Origin of the sequence: Hymenobacter sp. CRA2 (assembly GCF_002007105.1) — a bacterium.
Taxonomy (GTDB): Bacteria; Bacteroidota; Bacteroidia; order Cytophagales; family Hymenobacteraceae; genus Solirubrum.
Map to the genome: position 1 here is coordinate 16502 of NZ_MVBC01000026.1, position 14820 is coordinate 31321.

Consider the following 14820-nt stretch of genomic DNA (forward strand, 5'->3'; position numbering starts at 1 on the left):
GATGGAGAAAAAGCACATGGAGCGCCTGTTTTCAGCAGGCCGCTTGGCGCGCTTCTACCATGCCGCCGGTCAGGATGCCTCCGAAGCCGCAGCCTTGTACGCCGGCAATATTCTGCTGTCCGAAAGCTTGTACCCCAGCTTAGCGGTGGCTGAAGTAGTGCTCCGCAATGCCGTTCACCGACAGCTCTCGTATCTGTTCCAGACCCCCGATTGGTACCAGGTGCTCAGCCAGCGAGAGCCCACCTTGGTGGGCCTGCAGTCCAGTCTTACCAAAGCCGAGGAATACATTATAGACCGTGGCGAAACGTTGTCTGCCGACAAGGTAGTGGCCGAGCTAACCTTCGGTTTCTGGTCATCTCTGTTCAACGCGGCATACGAGTTGGTGCTGTGGAAACAGCTGCGCTTGGCGTTTCCCCACCTACCCAAGCAAGACCGTCAACGATCAACCGTATCAGTGGCCATTAACACTGTGCGCTACCTCCGCAATCGGGTTTACCACAATGAGCCCGTCTGTTGGAAGCTACGCACGCTGGAACAACAACATGCACAAACCATTCAACTCATTGGCTGGATCGAGCCGCAGGTAGTGGCTTGGTTGCAGCCCTTGGATCGGTTTTCCGCTGTGCTGCAGACAGAGAAGCAGCGGCGCGCCAGATACCAGGCTAAACCATCAGGACAAGCGCCACAATAATCAGGGGCGCGAAACCATCTACCCCTAAAAACAGAAAACCCGGCTCCATCACCAGCATAAGACATCTGGGAGAGGGAGTACCGGGACTGTGTACAAATATACGCACGCAGGCCTGGAAAGGTCAAGCATTTGTTGACCTTTTTGGATCATCCGGCGAATGCAGGCCGTAGAGCCCGTGGGTAGGTTCGGCAAGAAGTAATAGAAGCCATCTGCACAAGGCAGCTGAGTATGGGCAGGAAGGGAGTATTAGGTGTGAAGCCCAGGATCCATAACCTGCTATTAATTTCCTCGACATATTGACTATTCACATACTTTGTTTTTCGGTACATTCTAGCCAAAAAACAATACTTTAGAACGCCCGACATCGTAACCCTTCCGCTACTTATCATTTGTGTCCAGTATTACGCATTACCAACGCTTGCTGGCCTCGCCAGGCCTGCGTCTGCTTCGACTCGATCAGGCCCCTATGCTCATCAGCTTTTTGCAACAAGAGTTTCGGAGCCAGGATGGCCCGGTAAACGGCCGTCCGCAGGAGCACCTTATTAGCCAGCTGGCCGAGTTACTGCAAGCGCACGAATCCGCTGCCGCTGCTGACGAAATACCCGAAGACCTCAGCACCCGCGCCCGCCGTACCCTGGAGCGCTGGGCCAACGAAGGCTTGCTCATCCGGGCGCAAGATGCCACCGGCCAGGAATGGTACGACCTTACGCCGGCTACCGGCCAAACCCTGCTGTGGCTCGACACGCTCGATGCCCCAGCCTTTGCCGCTACCGACTCCCGTTTCCTTGACATTCTGCGTAAGCTCCAAGAGCTGGTGCGGCACAATTCCGCTGACAAAGCCACCCGCTTGGCCGAACTGCACCGCCGTCAGGCCCAGCTAGCTGCCGAGATAGAGGCCCTGGAGGCTGCTGACGAACTACCCACTTACTCCGATAGTCGAATTGCTTGGGAGGTAGCCAGCATCACACAGCTGGGTAAAAGCCTGCGGGAAGACTTCCGCGTGGTCGATGAGAACTTCCAGGCCTTGGTAAAGGACCTATACGAGCGGCAACTGCGCGGCAGCGGCAGCCGAGGCCACACCCTAGGCTTTGCCCTCGACAGCCGCGAAGCCCTTAAGCAGCAAGACCAGGGACGTAGCTTCTACACGTTTTGGGAATTTCTTACCGACCCCGCCCAGCAAGCGGAGTTTGACGCCTTGGTAGCTGATACCTATCAACTGCTGCACGACAAAGGACTGTCGGCCGACGACTTCCTGCGTAACCTACGCGCCGACTTATTCGAAGCAGCCCGCGTGGTGCGCGACACCAGCCTGAGCCTGACCGAGCGCCTGCACCGCCTCGTGACCGAGCACGACGCCGGTCAGCGCCGACGGGCCCTGGCAGCGTTTCAGGCCATTCAGCAGCTGGCTCTACAGGCCCGCGACGCCGACGTCGAATTACCGGGTGTGGAAGTATCTACCCGCCCCATCGTTCGCCTGCCCCTGGCCCGGCGCCTGGCCGATAGCCTGCTCGAACCCGTACTGCCACCTCCCGCGGCCCCGGCTGCTGCGCCGGAGCAGCCTGCCCTCTTGGCCGATGACCTCGCCCAATTATTCGGCCGTCAGCCTATCGACCGGCGCCGGCTGGCCGACAATATTACAGCGGTGCTGGCGGCGCGGGGCGGCCGTGCCACCCTGACCGATGTACTGGACTGTTACCCGCTGGAGCAAGGCCTGGGCGAGGTGCTGGCTTACCTGGCGCTGGCGGCCCGCGAGCCGCAGCACCTGATTGATGAAAACAGCACCATCCTGGTGCCGCTGGACCGCACCCACGCCCAGGCGCTTCGGCTGCCCCACATCACCTTCTGTACCCGCTAACCGCGCCCTGCTGCTTCACCCATGGCTGTTCCATCGTTTGCCTTCATTGCCCGCCGCCTGCTACTGGGGCCCATCTACGCCGACCAGGACCGTGAGTGGCAGGCGATGAAAGAACATTTTACCGAGTTACGCCGCTATTTTAGCCGGCTGGAGTTGCGCATTGTGTGGCAGGACACGGATGGTTACGCATTTCTGGACGATGCAGCCCACAGCGAGGAGGAAGACCCGGAGCAAGTCCCGGCCGAACGACTGCCCACGCTGGTACGCCGCGACAAACTCAGCTACGACACCACGCTGCTGTGCGTGCTGCTCCGCCAACGTCTCGATGAATACGATGCGGCTGGAATGGCCAGTAGCGGCGGCCGCCTCTATGTAACCCAGCAAGATCTACTCGACCAGCTCGACGTGTTTTTTGCCGACGCCACCAATAAAGTGAGCCGCGCTAACCGGCTGCGCAAAACCTTGGTGGATGCCGAAAAGCAAGGTTTTTTGCTCACCACCCGCACTTACCCGGGTGAGGATGGCCGCACACAGTACGAAGTGAAACGCATCCTGAAGGCCCGGCTGGATAACGACCAGTTAGAAGATTTCCAACAGCAACTGGATCAGCGCCTGGCTACCGGTAACTCCTTCTCAGCCTAACTAGTACCGCATCTGATTCTCAAATTCCTCCTGTATCCTCGTTACTGATTCACCCCATGCAGTACCCCTCGTTGTTTGATGATTCGCTGCCGCCGCTGCCCGCTGGCTTCCGCCTGCACCACTTGGAGGTTTACAACTGGGGAACCTTCGATAGCATCATTCACCGGGTAACCGTTCTTGGCAACACCACCTTGCTGACGGGAGCTAACGGCGCTGGCAAAACCACCTTGGTGGATGCGCTCATGACGTTGCTGACGCCTAACCGGTTCTACAACCAATCGTCGGGGGCCGAAAGCCGTAAGGAGCGCACCGAGAAAACCTACGTGTTGGGCTACTACGGCCGGTCGGCGGCCGAAGGCTACCTCGAAGCCCGGCCCGATGCCTTGCGCCAGCCCGGCTGCTACTCCGTGCTGCTGGCCTGCTTCCGCGACGAGCGTGCCGGCTTAGCCGTTACGGTAGCGCAAGTGCGCCGTGTGGTGCCGCAGGGCAACGTCAATACCGATTTTCTGGTGCTGCCGCACGCCCTCGGGATTGCCGAGCTGGGCACGCTCGATGCGAGCGGTGACTGGAAGCGCCGGCTGCGGGCGGCTTACCCATCGGCGGGGCCCGTGCTCTTTGGGTCGTTCAGGGAGTATGCCGATGCCCTGCGCCGGGCGCTGGGAATGCGCGAAAAAGCGCTGACGCTGTTCGGAAAGGCTGTTAGCCTGAAAGTGGTAGGGCGCCTCAACGACTTTATCCGGGAGCATATGCTGGAGCCCGGCACGGCCGAGGACGATTTCCAGAAGTTGCGCGCGCAATATCAGCAGCTGCTGGAGGCGCACCGGGCCCTGGAGAAAGCCACCGAGCAGCAGCGGCTGCTTCAGTCGCTGCCCGCCGATGAGGCCCGCTTACGGCAAGCGGAAAACCAACTAACCGAGTTAACCCAGGCTAAGCTAGCGGTGCGGTACCTGTTCACCCAGCGCCAAAAGCTGGCCTTGGAACAGGCCGATGATCAGAAGGCGGACGAGTTGGTGACATTGGAACGTCAATTGGACCAACAAACCCAGCAACTGGAAGCCGACCGCAAGCGGCAACGTGAGTTGGACCGCGCCATCCAGCAGGATGATAATAACCGCCAGCTAGAAAGTCTCGAGAAAAACATCGAACAGTATGCCAACAGGGCCCGCGAGCAGCAGGCAAGAGTAGATAAATACAACCAGCTGGCTGCGCAGCTGCACTTGCCTCCCTGCCCTGCCGATGCTACGGCCTTCACGGTGCAACGCGAAGTACTCAGCGACCAGCTGCAAGAATTGATAGACGCCGCGGCCGCGGCAGAAACTACCAAGAAGCAATTATGGAATCAGCAAGAGCGGTTAGCGGAGCGAGTGACGGAGCTACGCAGCGAAGTAAACCGGCTTAGCCGCCAGCCTGCTACCAACATTCCAAGTCGGGAGCTGGACCTGCGCACCACCTTGTGCGACAAGCTGGGCATAGCGGCAGCAGAGTTGCCTTTTGTAGGCGAGCTGATACGCGCGCGCGACGATGCCCAGGAGTGGCAAAAAGCCTTGGAAGGTTTGCTGCGAGGCTTCGCGCTGCAACTGCTGGTGCCTGAACAACACTACGCCGCCGTAACCGCCTACGTGAACCGCACCAATCTGCGGGGCTTGCTGGTGTACCAACGCTTAGTTGATAAACCGATAGATGCCGTTCAGCAGCGGGAGCCGGCACGCTCTGTGAACACGAAGCTTGACATTCGCCCGGATACTCCGCACCGGGCGTGGCTGGAGCATCAGTTGCGTACGCGCTACCCGCATGTGTGCGTGGCCGACGAGGCAGAACTGCGCCAAGTAGACCAAGCCCTGACCCAGGAGGGGCTCATCCGTAACCGCCACGAGCACCGCAAAGACGACCGCCCGAACCGTGCTTCTGCCGCTGACTTTGTACTGGGCTGGAACAGCGCAAATAAGCTTACCACTTACCGCCAGCTGCTGCACGAAGGTGAAAAGGAACTGCAGGAAATCAGCCAGCAACTAAAGCAGCAGGACATAGGGCAGAAAACCCGGCAGGCAACCCGCGACAGTCTGGTGCTGTTGTCAGACTTTGACTCCTTCAACCAGCTTGACGTCAGCAGCACCGAAGGTGAATTGATCCGCTACCAGCAGGAAAAGCAGCAGCTGCTCACCAGTGAAGGTGCCGGGCAACTGCGTCAGTTGAAGGAGCAGTTGGAAACTCTGGAAAATCATATTAAGGAATCAGACCAACGCCTGCAGCGTACCCGGGAAAACAAGGGCGCGGTAGAAAGTCAGCTTAATACCGTACGCAGTCAGCTAGTGCTGTGCGAAGAAACACTAGCCGAAAGTCCGGTGCCCGCTGATACCGCATTGACCGCAGCCGCCGCCTATTTACCAGATTTGAGCAGCCCCACGCTGTCAGTTGACCGCTTGGAGAAATTATGCGTGACAACTGAAAACCGGGTAGCAACCGAAGAAGGAGACACCTTACGGACTATTCAAGGGGTAGAAAAAACACTCTTGGATACCATTCGGGCCTTCGCCCAGCCGAGCCGGGAGCTGAACGCGCGCTTCCCCGACTGGTCGGGGGATGTGCCCGCCGGCCGGCCTGACCTGGATATGCTGCCGCACTGCCTGGCATATTACCGGCGCCTCACTCAGCAAGAGCTACCGCAGCAGCGGGAGAAGTTCGAAAAATACTTGCGCGAGGAAACCGCCGACGGGATTGTGTATTTCCGCCAGTCCCTGTTAAGCCAGGTAGGGGCTATCGAAAAGTACGTGGCCGAGCTGAACGCCTCCTTGCGTCACATTACCTTCAATCACCAACCCCAGCCTACCTACATCAAGCTAGTGCAGCATGCAACACCTAACCAGCGGGTGCGCGACTTTAAAGCTGATCTAGCCCAGGCCATACCCGACCGGCAGGGCATTCGGCACGACGGCGCTGCGCAACAGGAAACGTTTCGGCGCGTGCAATACTTGCTCGAACGACTGCACGAGCAGGAAGAATGGCGGCGCGAAGTCACCGACGTGCGCAACTGGTTTGTATTTCAAGCGCAGGAGTTTTACAGGGCCACTGATGAGCCCGTACCCGGCAAGCTGTACGATGGTTCCGGTAGTTTGTCCGGGGGGCAAGCGGCTCAGCTAACCTACACCGTTTTGGGCGCGGCATTGGCTTACCAGTTTGGGCTCAACCGGCAGCAGCAAGGCACGGCGGGCGGGGGGCGTTCGTTCCGACTATTGGTGGTTGATGAGGCTTTCAGCAAGCTCGATCCAGATAAGTCGCGCTACCTTATGGAATTATGTAGGCAGTTGCAGCTGCAAGTGTTGGTGGTGACGCCCGACGACAAAATTACGGTAGTCGAGGACTTTATTGCGGCTTGTCATTACATAGTGTGCCGCGACCAAAAACACTCTTTCGTGCACAACCTCAGTATCGAAAAATACCAGGAGTTGCGGAAAAAGTTTGTGAAGGATCAAGGCGAGTTAGTAGCTGCAGTCGAAACTATCGACTCCGCCTTGGTGGAGGATATAACTGCTGCCTCCTCGTTGCAGCCGCTCACCTGAACCCGGATTATGTATGCTTACCGTTGCTGACTTACGGCGCAAAGTAGAGAAGAAGTATGTGCTGGCTTTAGGGGCTACACTGCCCTGGAGTGATGAACCGGCTGCTTTGCTTTTTCCCTGGCATATTACCTGCGGCAAACTTACTGAAGCAGAGATACAAGGCGACTGGTTGCACACCATAACACAATGGGTAAAGCAGGCTAAACCAGTAGGTGGGTTTGGCTATGAATTGCGCCAGCATCGCGTGAACACCCGCACCAGCCAAGCTTGGCAAACCGTACCCCAGGAAGTAATTTTTCATACTCCTGAAGACGTATTTGCTTTTCTGGGCAAAACCCGCGAGGCCGCTCAGTTTAAGCGCGACGCAGCGTTGGTGTTAGCACGGCTGCCACAGCTGCACCGGTGGCTGTTGCGGCACGTGCTCTTGGTAACAGAGTACGCAGGGCATTGGGAAAGCCTGATACGCGTAGGGGAGTTCTTTCTAAAGCTGGCGCAAGAGCCTGCCGATGCGCCTCGGTACTACCTGCGGGAGCTTCGTATTGAGGGAGTGCATACCAAATTCATTGAGCAACACACCCGCCCATTGCGCTTGCTCCTCGACGAGTTGTTGCCGTCCGCCGCGCTGCGTCAACAGGAAAATAGCTTCCTAAGACGCTATAATCTACGGGAGCCCGAGCCCTTAATTCGGCTACGAATACTCGACGAGCAACTTAGCAGCCAACTACCCTTCCAGCTCGACGATTTGACCATCCCAATCAGCAAGTTTGCGGGTTTGGAATTCCCTTGTAAGTCGGTACTGATAGTCGAAAACCTGACTACGTTTCTTGCCTTACCACCGCTCCCTGAAACGCTGGCAGTTTGGGGCAAGGGATTTCAAGTAAGTGTATTAGCTACTGCATTATGGCTTAGGGCCTGCCGGCTGCTGTATTGGGGTGACTTGGATACAGCCGGCCTGCAAATTCTGCATCACTTGCGTGGATGCTTTCCACATACACAAGCTTTGCTTATGGATGATGCGACCTTGAAGCGCTACGCCGAGTATCACACAACGGCTTCGACCAACCGTCAGTCAGAGAAGCTTTCTAATTTGACCTGCGCCGAAGAACAACTTTTTCGAGACCTAGCTGCACATCAAACTAGATTAGAGCAAGAGCATATACCACTAGAGGAACTGCTGCAGGCATTTCATGCGGACGTTTTAAGGAACTAAACCAAGAGTAGAGGTTGACGAGTGAGTTCTTCAAAATTGAAGAGCAGGTTAAGACAAGGAAATAGCGTGCCTATTTCGTAGACTATAAAATACAATGCAGGAAGTGGCTATATGAAATAGCCGCTTCCTGCATTATGTAGAATTAAGCAGTCTACAACGACGCCGCGTCCTCTGGTTTGATCGGCCCGGTTGGTAGGAGGGAAGAACCCGCCTCCGGGTCCACGGCCACCGACGACACGGCCGCCGCCACCGAGCCGGCCAGCACCAGGTACCCGCCGATGGTCACCACCACGGCCGGCAGCGCCACCGGCGCCGTGGCAATGACGCCGCCCACCGCCGCCAGCGCCGCCCCGATGGTGCGCACCTTGCGAAAGAACCGAGGGGTAGGCAGCGTCACCCGGTCTAGCACTGTTAATTTCTTGTCCATAGTTGAAAAGTTAGAAGGGAAAAAAACGGGCCGCCACCCGGCCGCCCGGTTATGCTTAGGCCCCCTGGGCGCCGTTGTGTTGTTCCAGCCGCGCCAGAATCCGGTCAGCCCACCGTTTGCGCTCCACCTGCTCCTTATAAGCGTCCGAGAGGTTGCGCGTGCGTTCTTCCACCAGCGCCATCGTCTTGTCGATATGGCCCAGCCGCTCGGTGAGCTTGAGCACCAGTTCGGTCATCTGCTGGCGCAGGGCCTCGCGCTGCTCCAGGCTTTCGGTGCGCAACCGCTCGATGTCCAGGCGCACCTCGTCGCGCAGTTTGGCTTCCCGCGCCACTGCCGACACGTGGTACTCGTCCACGCGCAGGGTCAGGGCTTCCGACTTCTGCTCATTCGCCCGGCAAGTGGCCTTCAGCGTTTCCACGTCGCGCCAGCTCTTCACGAAGTAAAGCAGCACGGCCACCGAGCCGCCGACCACCGACGTTACCACGCCCCAGTTTTCCAGCACCGGATTAGCCACGACCCGGCCCCCCTTTCGGCGTAACAGGTAGTAGCTCAAAGTGCGGCCGGTCCTTGAATCGGGCCCAGTCGCCGCCCCACACCACCCGCGCATCGGCCGCCTTAATCAGCCGCGCAAACTTGCTCAGCAGCAGCCCCGACCACGACACCGACCCATCCGCCAGCAGAAACGCCACGTCCAGCGCCGGCGTCGGCGGCCCCAGGTTATGCTTCGACTCACCGCCGCGCTTATACGTCACGATTGGCCCCGGCTTCGAGCGACCTTGCTCGTACAGCTCGTTCTGCCGTTCCGGCGACCGGTAGCACTCCGTAATGATGGGCCGACCCACCAGCCGCAGCACCGGGTCACCCAGCCAACGCCGCAACGCTTCCATGTATGCTGCCGCCAGTGCCGGCACGGCCTGCGCCAATCGTTCCTCTTGATTCGCAGCCTGCTTACTGGTAAGACTTGGCTGTTTTCGTGCAGGTTGCATGGTCGGTTGAAGCATGACACATAATGCTGAAAATATTGAGCCATAAAGGTGCAATAATTTACATAATTATGTAATAAAGAATGCCAGTACCTATGCTTGTATTATTGCGGCGAGTAGTGGTAATTAATTGTACTTTTTTGGGCGCACCCCTGCGGGTCGGGCTGTCCGCCACTCCGCTCCGCTACGGCCCTACGGGCAGCCTCCTTCGTCGGCTTGGCTACCATCCCTTGCGCGTTACCGCGGCTACGCAGGGTTTCAACTGATGCGAAACGTCCAGCGCCGCCTGCCCAGGCCCTGAAAAAGGGCCCCGGCAGTCAGCTACCGACCCTACGCAGGATGACGGGCCGCGCCCCCAAACAGCGCCGCCCGTCATCCTGCTAGCCGCTCGTTCTACGCTCCGGCCCAGCACCGCTACCCGCCCACAAAGCCCGCCGCACCGGTGCCCGGCCTCCGCTACCGAGCCCCCGCCCGGCCCGCTTCCCTACGCGCCCTTCGCCCACGCTGCGCTCCGCTCACTCGTCGCTCCGCTGCTCTGCGCTCCTCGTTCACTACGCTAGCAGGGCTCCGGTTGCTGCGGTCAGCCAGCCTCCGCCTGCCCGCCTCCCGATTCTGCTGCCCCTGCCGACCGCCCCACGCTCCGGCCCGCTGCCTCACCTCCCCGCAAGCTCACTGCACGCAGCCAGCCTCCGCTACCGGGAACCCACGCCCCGGCCCGCCTCCCGCTGGTCGGCCAGCCTCTTCCCACCACCCAGTCGAATCCCAACGCCTGCCCTCCGCACCGGCCCAGGCCGCCAATTCGCTAGGTCAGCGGCTCCTTAGGTCGCCACCTCCCAAGCGGGCCGCCTGGCCGCTTCCCAAGCACTTGTCGATGGTGCCACAAACAAGGTGCCGCTCCGCGGCCGGTTTCATTGGGGGCACCCCAAACCCCGGCGTCCATGCCCCGGCTGACGCCCGGTCATCTGCCTCGGGCTCCGCAGCCTAAAACGGCCGCTACTCCCTCATAAGGTGCCCTTCGGGCCGGCCCATTGGGGGCGCTCAGGCCGCCCCCCCAAGCCCCCCGGCCGAGGCATTTAGCTGTTCGGTAGGTCGGCCGCTCGTCCCAGCCACGGCGGGGCCGGCCTCAGGGTCCCAGGCCGCCGGCTGGCGCGCCCGGTGGGGCGTGTAGCAGCCACTCGCAGCGGCGGCCCAGCCGGGCGGCGGCGCGGGCGGCGCTCAGCGTGCCCCGGCTTTGCCCGTCCCACAGCACCAGCACCAGGTCGGCCCGGCGCACTATTTCGACATTGCGCACGTGGGGCGCGCCGGCACCGTGGGCGGCGTAGTCGGGCCGCAGCTCCAGCAGGGGCACCCCGTTGGCCCGCGCCCAGCTGGCCGCCAGGGCATCGGCGCCGGCTGCGCCGCCGCTTATTATCAGGCCCGGCCGCAGGTGCTCCAGGTAGCGCGCCAGGCGTTGGGCCGTGGGGCCGCTCGTCACGCTTCGGCTACCCACTACTGCTACGGTTGGTTCGGTTCCGCTGGTGTGTTTTTGTACATTATTCATATATGAATATAGGTAAAATTTCCGTATTTCTGTAAAATATCATTTACTGTTTTCTTTGTATACCATTACGGTTTTCCGTATAATTGTATAGAAAGTCGGGGGAGAGGCCCCCGGCGCCCACGCACAGGCGGGCAGGGCCCGGCCCGCCAGGAGCGCACCCCACCGGCTAACCCATACAGCCATGTTACCTACTCAGTTACTCCAGCTTGCCGCTGCCGTTTGGCAGGGCCCGGCCCTTTGCCCGTTCCAGGGCATCTACGTTTCGCAGTCGGCAGCTACTTATGACCAGGGCATCGGCCCGCGTTGGTACGTCAGCTTTTCGCTGGCTGAGCGCCCGGCTTGCCAGCCGGCCGGAGGCTTCGCCGGCTCCGGCCGCTGCCCCTTTGAGGCCCTGAAAGCAGCCTTTCGCGCCCTGCGCGCCGTAGCTCCCGCCTATGCCTTTGCGGCCGTGTGGGAGGTGATGAAGGCCGAGGATGAATACGCCGGGGTGCCTGCTCATGCGTAGCACTGCCCTACTAGCCGCTCCCGCCGCACTGGTGGGGGCGGCTCCGGCCCCGGCGCCCACCGTGCGCCAGCAGTTGGCCCGCACGCAGTCGGTGATGTTCGATGCCCGGCACGCCCTGTACGGGCTGCGCGACGAATACCCCCGCCAGCCGGCCCGCTTTGCCCGCATCCGCGCCGCCATCCTGCGCCTGCGCCAGGCCCGTGCCGCTTACAAGGCTGCCTGCGAAGCCTTCCACGCCAGCCCGGAAGGGGCCCAGCTCCACCGCTTGCGCCAGCAGTATGCCCGCTGGTAGCACCCCACAGGCCGGCCGTTGGCACACGGCCTGCCTGTACGCCGGCAACAAGGGTTGGGCCGTGGTGCGCGACGTGGCCCTGCCCGGCACCCAGCCCGGCGGCCCCGGCCATTACCAGCAGGAGGCCGCCCCCGGCGCCTACGCCACCCACGAGCAGGCCCAGGCTGCGGCCGATGCGCTCAACGCGCCGCCCATCATCCGCCTGCGCCCGGCCGACCGCTACGGCGAATTGCCCATGCCGGCCGACGATTACCACCCCCACCCCTGGGACCTGAAATAATCCACCACCGGCCCGCGCCCCGCTTGGCGCGGGCCCTACTACCCGCATCATGCCTAATACTACTTACCAGCCGCATTTGCTCGACCCGCACAGCGCCGAGCCCCAACCCATCCACCCGCGCAACGGCCGCAGCTTCCGGCTGGCCGAGCTGTACGAGCTGCTGCAGTGCCAGCGCGTGGACGTGGTGCGCCTCACCGACGAGCTGATTCTCATCATTGACGACGAAGGCAAGTTCCGCAACCCGGCTTATCTGAACCTGCTGGCTACCTACCTCTGGTACCAGTACCAGCCGCAAGCCCGTGGTGTGGACAGTATTGTGGGCCGCGTGATTCTGTGCCACGACAAGCAATTCCGCTAGGCCCATGAAAGCGCCCACTTTCCGCGTTTGGGTGCGGCCCTGCCCGCGCTTCGGCTTTGTCTGGCAGCTGCGCCAGCCCTTTTACCCCGCCACCGCCAACGGCGACCGGCCCACCCGTGCTGCCGCCGTGCGCGAGGCCATCTACGACGCCCGCCACTTCCAGACCTGCCACGCCGGGCCCGATGAAAGCGGCGAGGCCTTCCACGAGCCTCCGCCCGCCTGGGCCCCCGAGGGCTACTACGACGACACCGATTACTAACGGCCACCGGGGGCCGGGCCGCCAACCGGCCCCCACTCCTTTTTCACTATCAACTCCCTACCCACAATGGCTAAACAACCCGCCACCGCTTCCCTCACTACCGCCATGCCCACCGCCGAGCTGGCCCCCACCGTTACGCCCAGCCGGGCCTACCTCACGGCCACCGTGGACGAGGCCAGCGGCGAGGTAGTAGAAACTAGCCGCTTCCGCTACCTGCCCGGTCACCCGCGCCAAGTGCGTTTCGACGCCAAGGCGGGCCAGTTCAACATCAACGGCGTTACGCCGCTGGGTTCGACCATCAGCTTCATTCCGCTAGCCTGGCGCATCTTCCAGGACGACATTCTGAACATGGGCCGCAAGCTCTGGGCCGAGTTGTTCTACGCCGACGAGAAGGGCGCCATCTGCGCCGTACTCTTTCACGGCTACTCCGTCGAAAACCTGTACCGACTGATCGAGCCGCTGTTCTACGACGACCTGACGCTGGCCGACGTGGTGGTGAAGGTGCAGGCCAGCAAGAAGGAGACGACCAAAGACGGCAAGAAGGCTACCTACTACATAGCCGAATTCAGCTACGAAGTAGCCGACCCCCAGGAGGTACAGGCCCGCCGCGAGTTTGCCCAGGACTTTCCCATCTGGCGCGAGGAAACCCATACCGGCGCGGCCGACGTGCGCATCCAGCACGGCTACCAGAACCCAAAGGCCGAAGCCGCCCAGCTCCCCGAGGCCGCCGAGTTGCCCACCACCGCCGAACCGAAGGAAGACGCAAGCCAAGCACAGTAGTTCCCCGGCTCCCTGCCCGGCAGGGTAGGGGGCCGCTACGCTTTTCCATATGCCTACCTCCCTGGAAGTACCGCAGCTGGTGGTGCACCTGCCTGCCCGCGACGAAGCCGAGGCCGCCCGCCTCACTCAGTTGGCCCAACTCATCGAGGCCGCCGAGCCCTTGCCCGACCTGCGCGACCTGGCCCCAGCCGTGCGCGGCCTGTTTTCGCCCCCGGCCTACGAGGTCGGTTGCGGCGGCGCCCACATCTGGCTCCACCGCCACGGCGAATCCCAGCGCCTGGCTTTCATCAGCTGACCTATCCACCATCAAACGCCCTGTTCCATGTTCACCAACCTGCAAGCTCACCCCGGCCTGACCCAGGCCCGGCACCGCGCCCTGCCCCACGTCAGCAATACCGACCTGAGCACCCTCAAAGCCGAATTGTTGGGCCAGCTTCGCACCCCCAACCCCCAGGCCCTGACCTTCGGGGCCTCCTTCCACGAGGCCGTGCTAGAGCCCCACCAGTACACCGACCCGCAGCTTCCCCCGGCCCAGCTGCGCCTGCTTGGGCGGCTGGCTGCTGCCGTACGCCGCCACCGCTACTGCCGCGACCTGCTTTACCGCGGCACCCCCGAGCTAACGCACACGGCCACCCACCAGGAAACCGGCCTGACCGTCAAAATCCGTCCCGACCTGCTGCTGACCACGCCCCGCCTCGGCCGCCGGGTGGTGGTCGACTTCAAAACCACCAGCTGCCCCGACTACGCCCATTTCGTCGCCACCGTCGAGCTGTACGATTACGACCGCCAGGCCGCCTTCTACTCCGACGTGCTGGGCGCTGACCGCTTTCTGATTGTAGGTGTTCAAAAGAAGGCCCCGCACGACATCTGGCTGGTGGAGTTGTCCGCCGATGCCGATACGATGGCCCAGGGCCGGAAGAAGTACCAGCGCCTATTGCGAGCCTATGTCAATCACATGATGGCTCTTCAAGTTATATAGTTGGTAATCAATTAAATAAGTGTTGTTTTTCAATGGCGCGATATATCATGACAACTCATTAGTAAAAAACACTACGAACTATATTGCATTATATAGATAAAGTTTTATATTTAGTCAATAAACATGCTTACCGCAAGTGTCACACTTCTCATTGCCTTTGAGCGCAAGTTGTGTTTTCGTTTGCTTCGAAGTAAACCGTTTCATTGTAGACGGTCATTCCCTCCAACTTAATATAAAGCCACATGAAAGCGAAGACAAAGCGTGAGAAGGTGGAAGCACTACTCAATGAAGCATTTGAGCCAGTGTCGAATGTTTTTCAACAGGTGGATACTTACTATAGCGGATTCATGAACGATGTACATGATAACCACAATGGTTGAACCAGGCTTTGGCATCCTTGCTGGAAATCCACTCAACCGCGGTTTGGATAGCCGCCTCCAGTGCTTCACGGGTACGGGCCTG

At 60.6% G+C, this 14820-nt stretch carries 17 protein-coding genes and 1 pseudogene; 14 read left to right on the forward strand and 4 right to left on the reverse strand.

Annotated features, from left to right (window positions below):
* The first annotated feature begins 1 nt into the window (after position 1).
* The 6 genes and pseudogenes from B0919_RS23955 (at position 2) to B0919_RS23975 (ending at position 7955) form a co-directional block, all read left to right on the forward strand.
* Positions 2-691: a hypothetical protein gene (locus B0919_RS23955; protein ID WP_078014842.1), complete on the forward strand. Its 690-nt coding sequence runs from the start codon at positions 2-4 to the stop codon at positions 689-691.
* Between the two features lie 391 nt (positions 692-1082).
* Positions 1083-2546 (forward strand): DUF3375 family protein, encoded by a 1464-nt coding sequence (locus B0919_RS23960; protein ID WP_139362366.1) that lies wholly within the window; start codon positions 1083-1085, stop codon positions 2544-2546.
* A gap of 21 nt (positions 2547-2567) precedes the next feature.
* The gene (locus tag B0919_RS23965) at positions 2568-3188 is read left to right on the forward strand and encodes a DUF4194 domain-containing protein (protein ID WP_078014844.1); all 621 of its coding nucleotides are present in this window, start codon (positions 2568-2570) and stop codon (positions 3186-3188) included.
* A gap of 56 nt (positions 3189-3244) precedes the next feature.
* Positions 3245-3466, forward strand: a pseudogene (locus B0919_RS26090) (ATP-binding protein); the annotation flags it as partial.
* A gap of 195 nt (positions 3467-3661) precedes the next feature.
* A complete protein-coding gene (locus tag B0919_RS23970; protein WP_254846664.1) occupies positions 3662-6745 on the forward strand; it encodes an ATP-binding protein in 3084 nt (1027 codons plus the stop codon).
* A 13-nt stretch (positions 6746-6758) separates the two neighbouring features.
* Complete coding sequence (locus B0919_RS23975) at positions 6759-7955, forward strand: Wadjet anti-phage system protein JetD domain-containing protein (protein ID WP_078014846.1); 1197 nt, start codon at positions 6759-6761, stop codon at positions 7953-7955.
* Between the two features lie 151 nt (positions 7956-8106).
* Here B0919_RS23975 and B0919_RS23980 read toward each other — a convergent pair whose 3' ends face one another.
* From B0919_RS23980 to B0919_RS23995, 4 genes are all read right to left on the reverse strand, one after another.
* Complete coding sequence (locus B0919_RS23980) at positions 8107-8382, reverse strand: hypothetical protein (protein WP_078014847.1); 276 nt, start codon at positions 8380-8382, stop codon at positions 8107-8109.
* A gap of 55 nt (positions 8383-8437) precedes the next feature.
* Complete coding sequence (locus B0919_RS23985; RefSeq protein ID WP_139362367.1) at positions 8438-8884, reverse strand: hypothetical protein; 447 nt, start codon at positions 8882-8884, stop codon at positions 8438-8440.
* A gap of 4 nt (positions 8885-8888) precedes the next feature.
* On the reverse strand, positions 8889-9269 hold the full coding sequence (locus B0919_RS23990) for a M15 family metallopeptidase (RefSeq protein ID WP_254846665.1): 381 nt from the start codon (positions 9267-9269) through the stop codon (positions 8889-8891).
* Between the two features lie 1219 nt (positions 9270-10488).
* Entirely contained in the window at positions 10489-10905 is a 417-nt protein-coding gene (locus B0919_RS23995) for an SLOG family protein (RefSeq protein WP_078014849.1), read from the reverse strand.
* 181 nt (positions 10906-11086) lie between these two features.
* Here B0919_RS23995 and B0919_RS24000 point away from each other — a divergent pair, with 181 nt between their 5' ends.
* The 8 genes from B0919_RS24000 (at position 11087) to B0919_RS24035 (ending at position 14358) form a co-directional block, all read left to right on the forward strand.
* Positions 11087-11410, forward strand: a complete 324-nt coding sequence (locus B0919_RS24000) for a hypothetical protein (protein ID WP_078014850.1) — start codon at positions 11087-11089, stop codon at positions 11408-11410.
* Positions 11403-11702, forward strand: coding sequence for a hypothetical protein (locus B0919_RS24005; protein WP_078014851.1), 300 nt, complete (start codon positions 11403-11405; stop codon positions 11700-11702). Before B0919_RS24000 ends, B0919_RS24005 begins: the two co-directional genes overlap by 8 nt.
* Complete coding sequence (locus B0919_RS24010) at positions 11689-11982, forward strand: hypothetical protein (protein WP_078014852.1); 294 nt, start codon at positions 11689-11691, stop codon at positions 11980-11982. Before B0919_RS24005 ends, B0919_RS24010 begins: the two co-directional genes overlap by 14 nt.
* Before the next feature lie 49 nt (positions 11983-12031).
* On the forward strand, positions 12032-12340 hold the full coding sequence (locus B0919_RS24015; protein WP_078014853.1) for a hypothetical protein: 309 nt from the start codon (positions 12032-12034) through the stop codon (positions 12338-12340).
* A gap of 4 nt (positions 12341-12344) precedes the next feature.
* Positions 12345-12599 (forward strand): hypothetical protein, encoded by a 255-nt coding sequence (locus B0919_RS24020; protein ID WP_078014854.1) that lies wholly within the window; start codon positions 12345-12347, stop codon positions 12597-12599.
* A gap of 66 nt (positions 12600-12665) precedes the next feature.
* Positions 12666-13379, forward strand: a complete 714-nt coding sequence (locus tag B0919_RS24025; protein ID WP_254846666.1) for a hypothetical protein — start codon at positions 12666-12668, stop codon at positions 13377-13379.
* Positions 13380-13428: 49 nt separating this feature from the next.
* Positions 13429-13674, forward strand: a complete 246-nt coding sequence (locus B0919_RS24030) for a hypothetical protein (protein ID WP_078014855.1) — start codon at positions 13429-13431, stop codon at positions 13672-13674.
* A 27-nt stretch (positions 13675-13701) separates the two neighbouring features.
* Complete coding sequence (locus tag B0919_RS24035; RefSeq protein WP_078014856.1) at positions 13702-14358, forward strand: PD-(D/E)XK nuclease-like domain-containing protein; 657 nt, start codon at positions 13702-13704, stop codon at positions 14356-14358.
* Positions 14359-14820 lie beyond the last annotated feature (462 nt).

Bases quoted from the DNA above. Each gene is read 5' to 3' on its own strand.
- B0919_RS24010 (WP_078014852.1), top strand. From the start codon at position 11,689: ATGCCCGCTGGTAGCACCCCACAGGCCGGCCGTTGGCACACGGCCTGC.
- B0919_RS23955 (WP_078014842.1), top strand. From the start codon at position 2: ATGGAGAAAAAGCACATGGAGCGCCTGTTTTCAGCAGGCCGCTTGGCG.
- B0919_RS24015 (WP_078014853.1), top strand. From the start codon at position 12,032: ATGCCTAATACTACTTACCAGCCGCATTTGCTCGACCCGCACAGCGCC.
- B0919_RS23965 (WP_078014844.1), top strand. From the start codon at position 2,568: ATGGCTGTTCCATCGTTTGCCTTCATTGCCCGCCGCCTGCTACTGGGG.
- B0919_RS24030 (WP_078014855.1), top strand. From the start codon at position 13,429: ATGCCTACCTCCCTGGAAGTACCGCAGCTGGTGGTGCACCTGCCTGCC.
- B0919_RS24005 (WP_078014851.1), top strand. From the start codon at position 11,403: ATGCGTAGCACTGCCCTACTAGCCGCTCCCGCCGCACTGGTGGGGGCG.
- B0919_RS23980 (WP_078014847.1), bottom strand. From the start codon at position 8,382: ATGGACAAGAAATTAACAGTGCTAGACCGGGTGACGCTGCCTACCCCT.
- B0919_RS24025 (WP_254846666.1), top strand. From the start codon at position 12,666: ATGGCTAAACAACCCGCCACCGCTTCCCTCACTACCGCCATGCCCACC.
- B0919_RS23990 (WP_254846665.1), bottom strand. From the start codon at position 9,269: ATGGAAGCGTTGCGGCGTTGGCTGGGTGACCCGGTGCTGCGGCTGGTG.
- B0919_RS23975 (WP_078014846.1), top strand. From the start codon at position 6,759: ATGCTTACCGTTGCTGACTTACGGCGCAAAGTAGAGAAGAAGTATGTG.
- B0919_RS24020 (WP_078014854.1), top strand. From the start codon at position 12,345: ATGAAAGCGCCCACTTTCCGCGTTTGGGTGCGGCCCTGCCCGCGCTTC.
- B0919_RS23995 (WP_078014849.1), bottom strand. From the start codon at position 10,905: ATGAATAATGTACAAAAACACACCAGCGGAACCGAACCAACCGTAGCA.
- B0919_RS24035 (WP_078014856.1), top strand. From the start codon at position 13,702: ATGTTCACCAACCTGCAAGCTCACCCCGGCCTGACCCAGGCCCGGCAC.
- B0919_RS24000 (WP_078014850.1), top strand. From the start codon at position 11,087: ATGTTACCTACTCAGTTACTCCAGCTTGCCGCTGCCGTTTGGCAGGGC.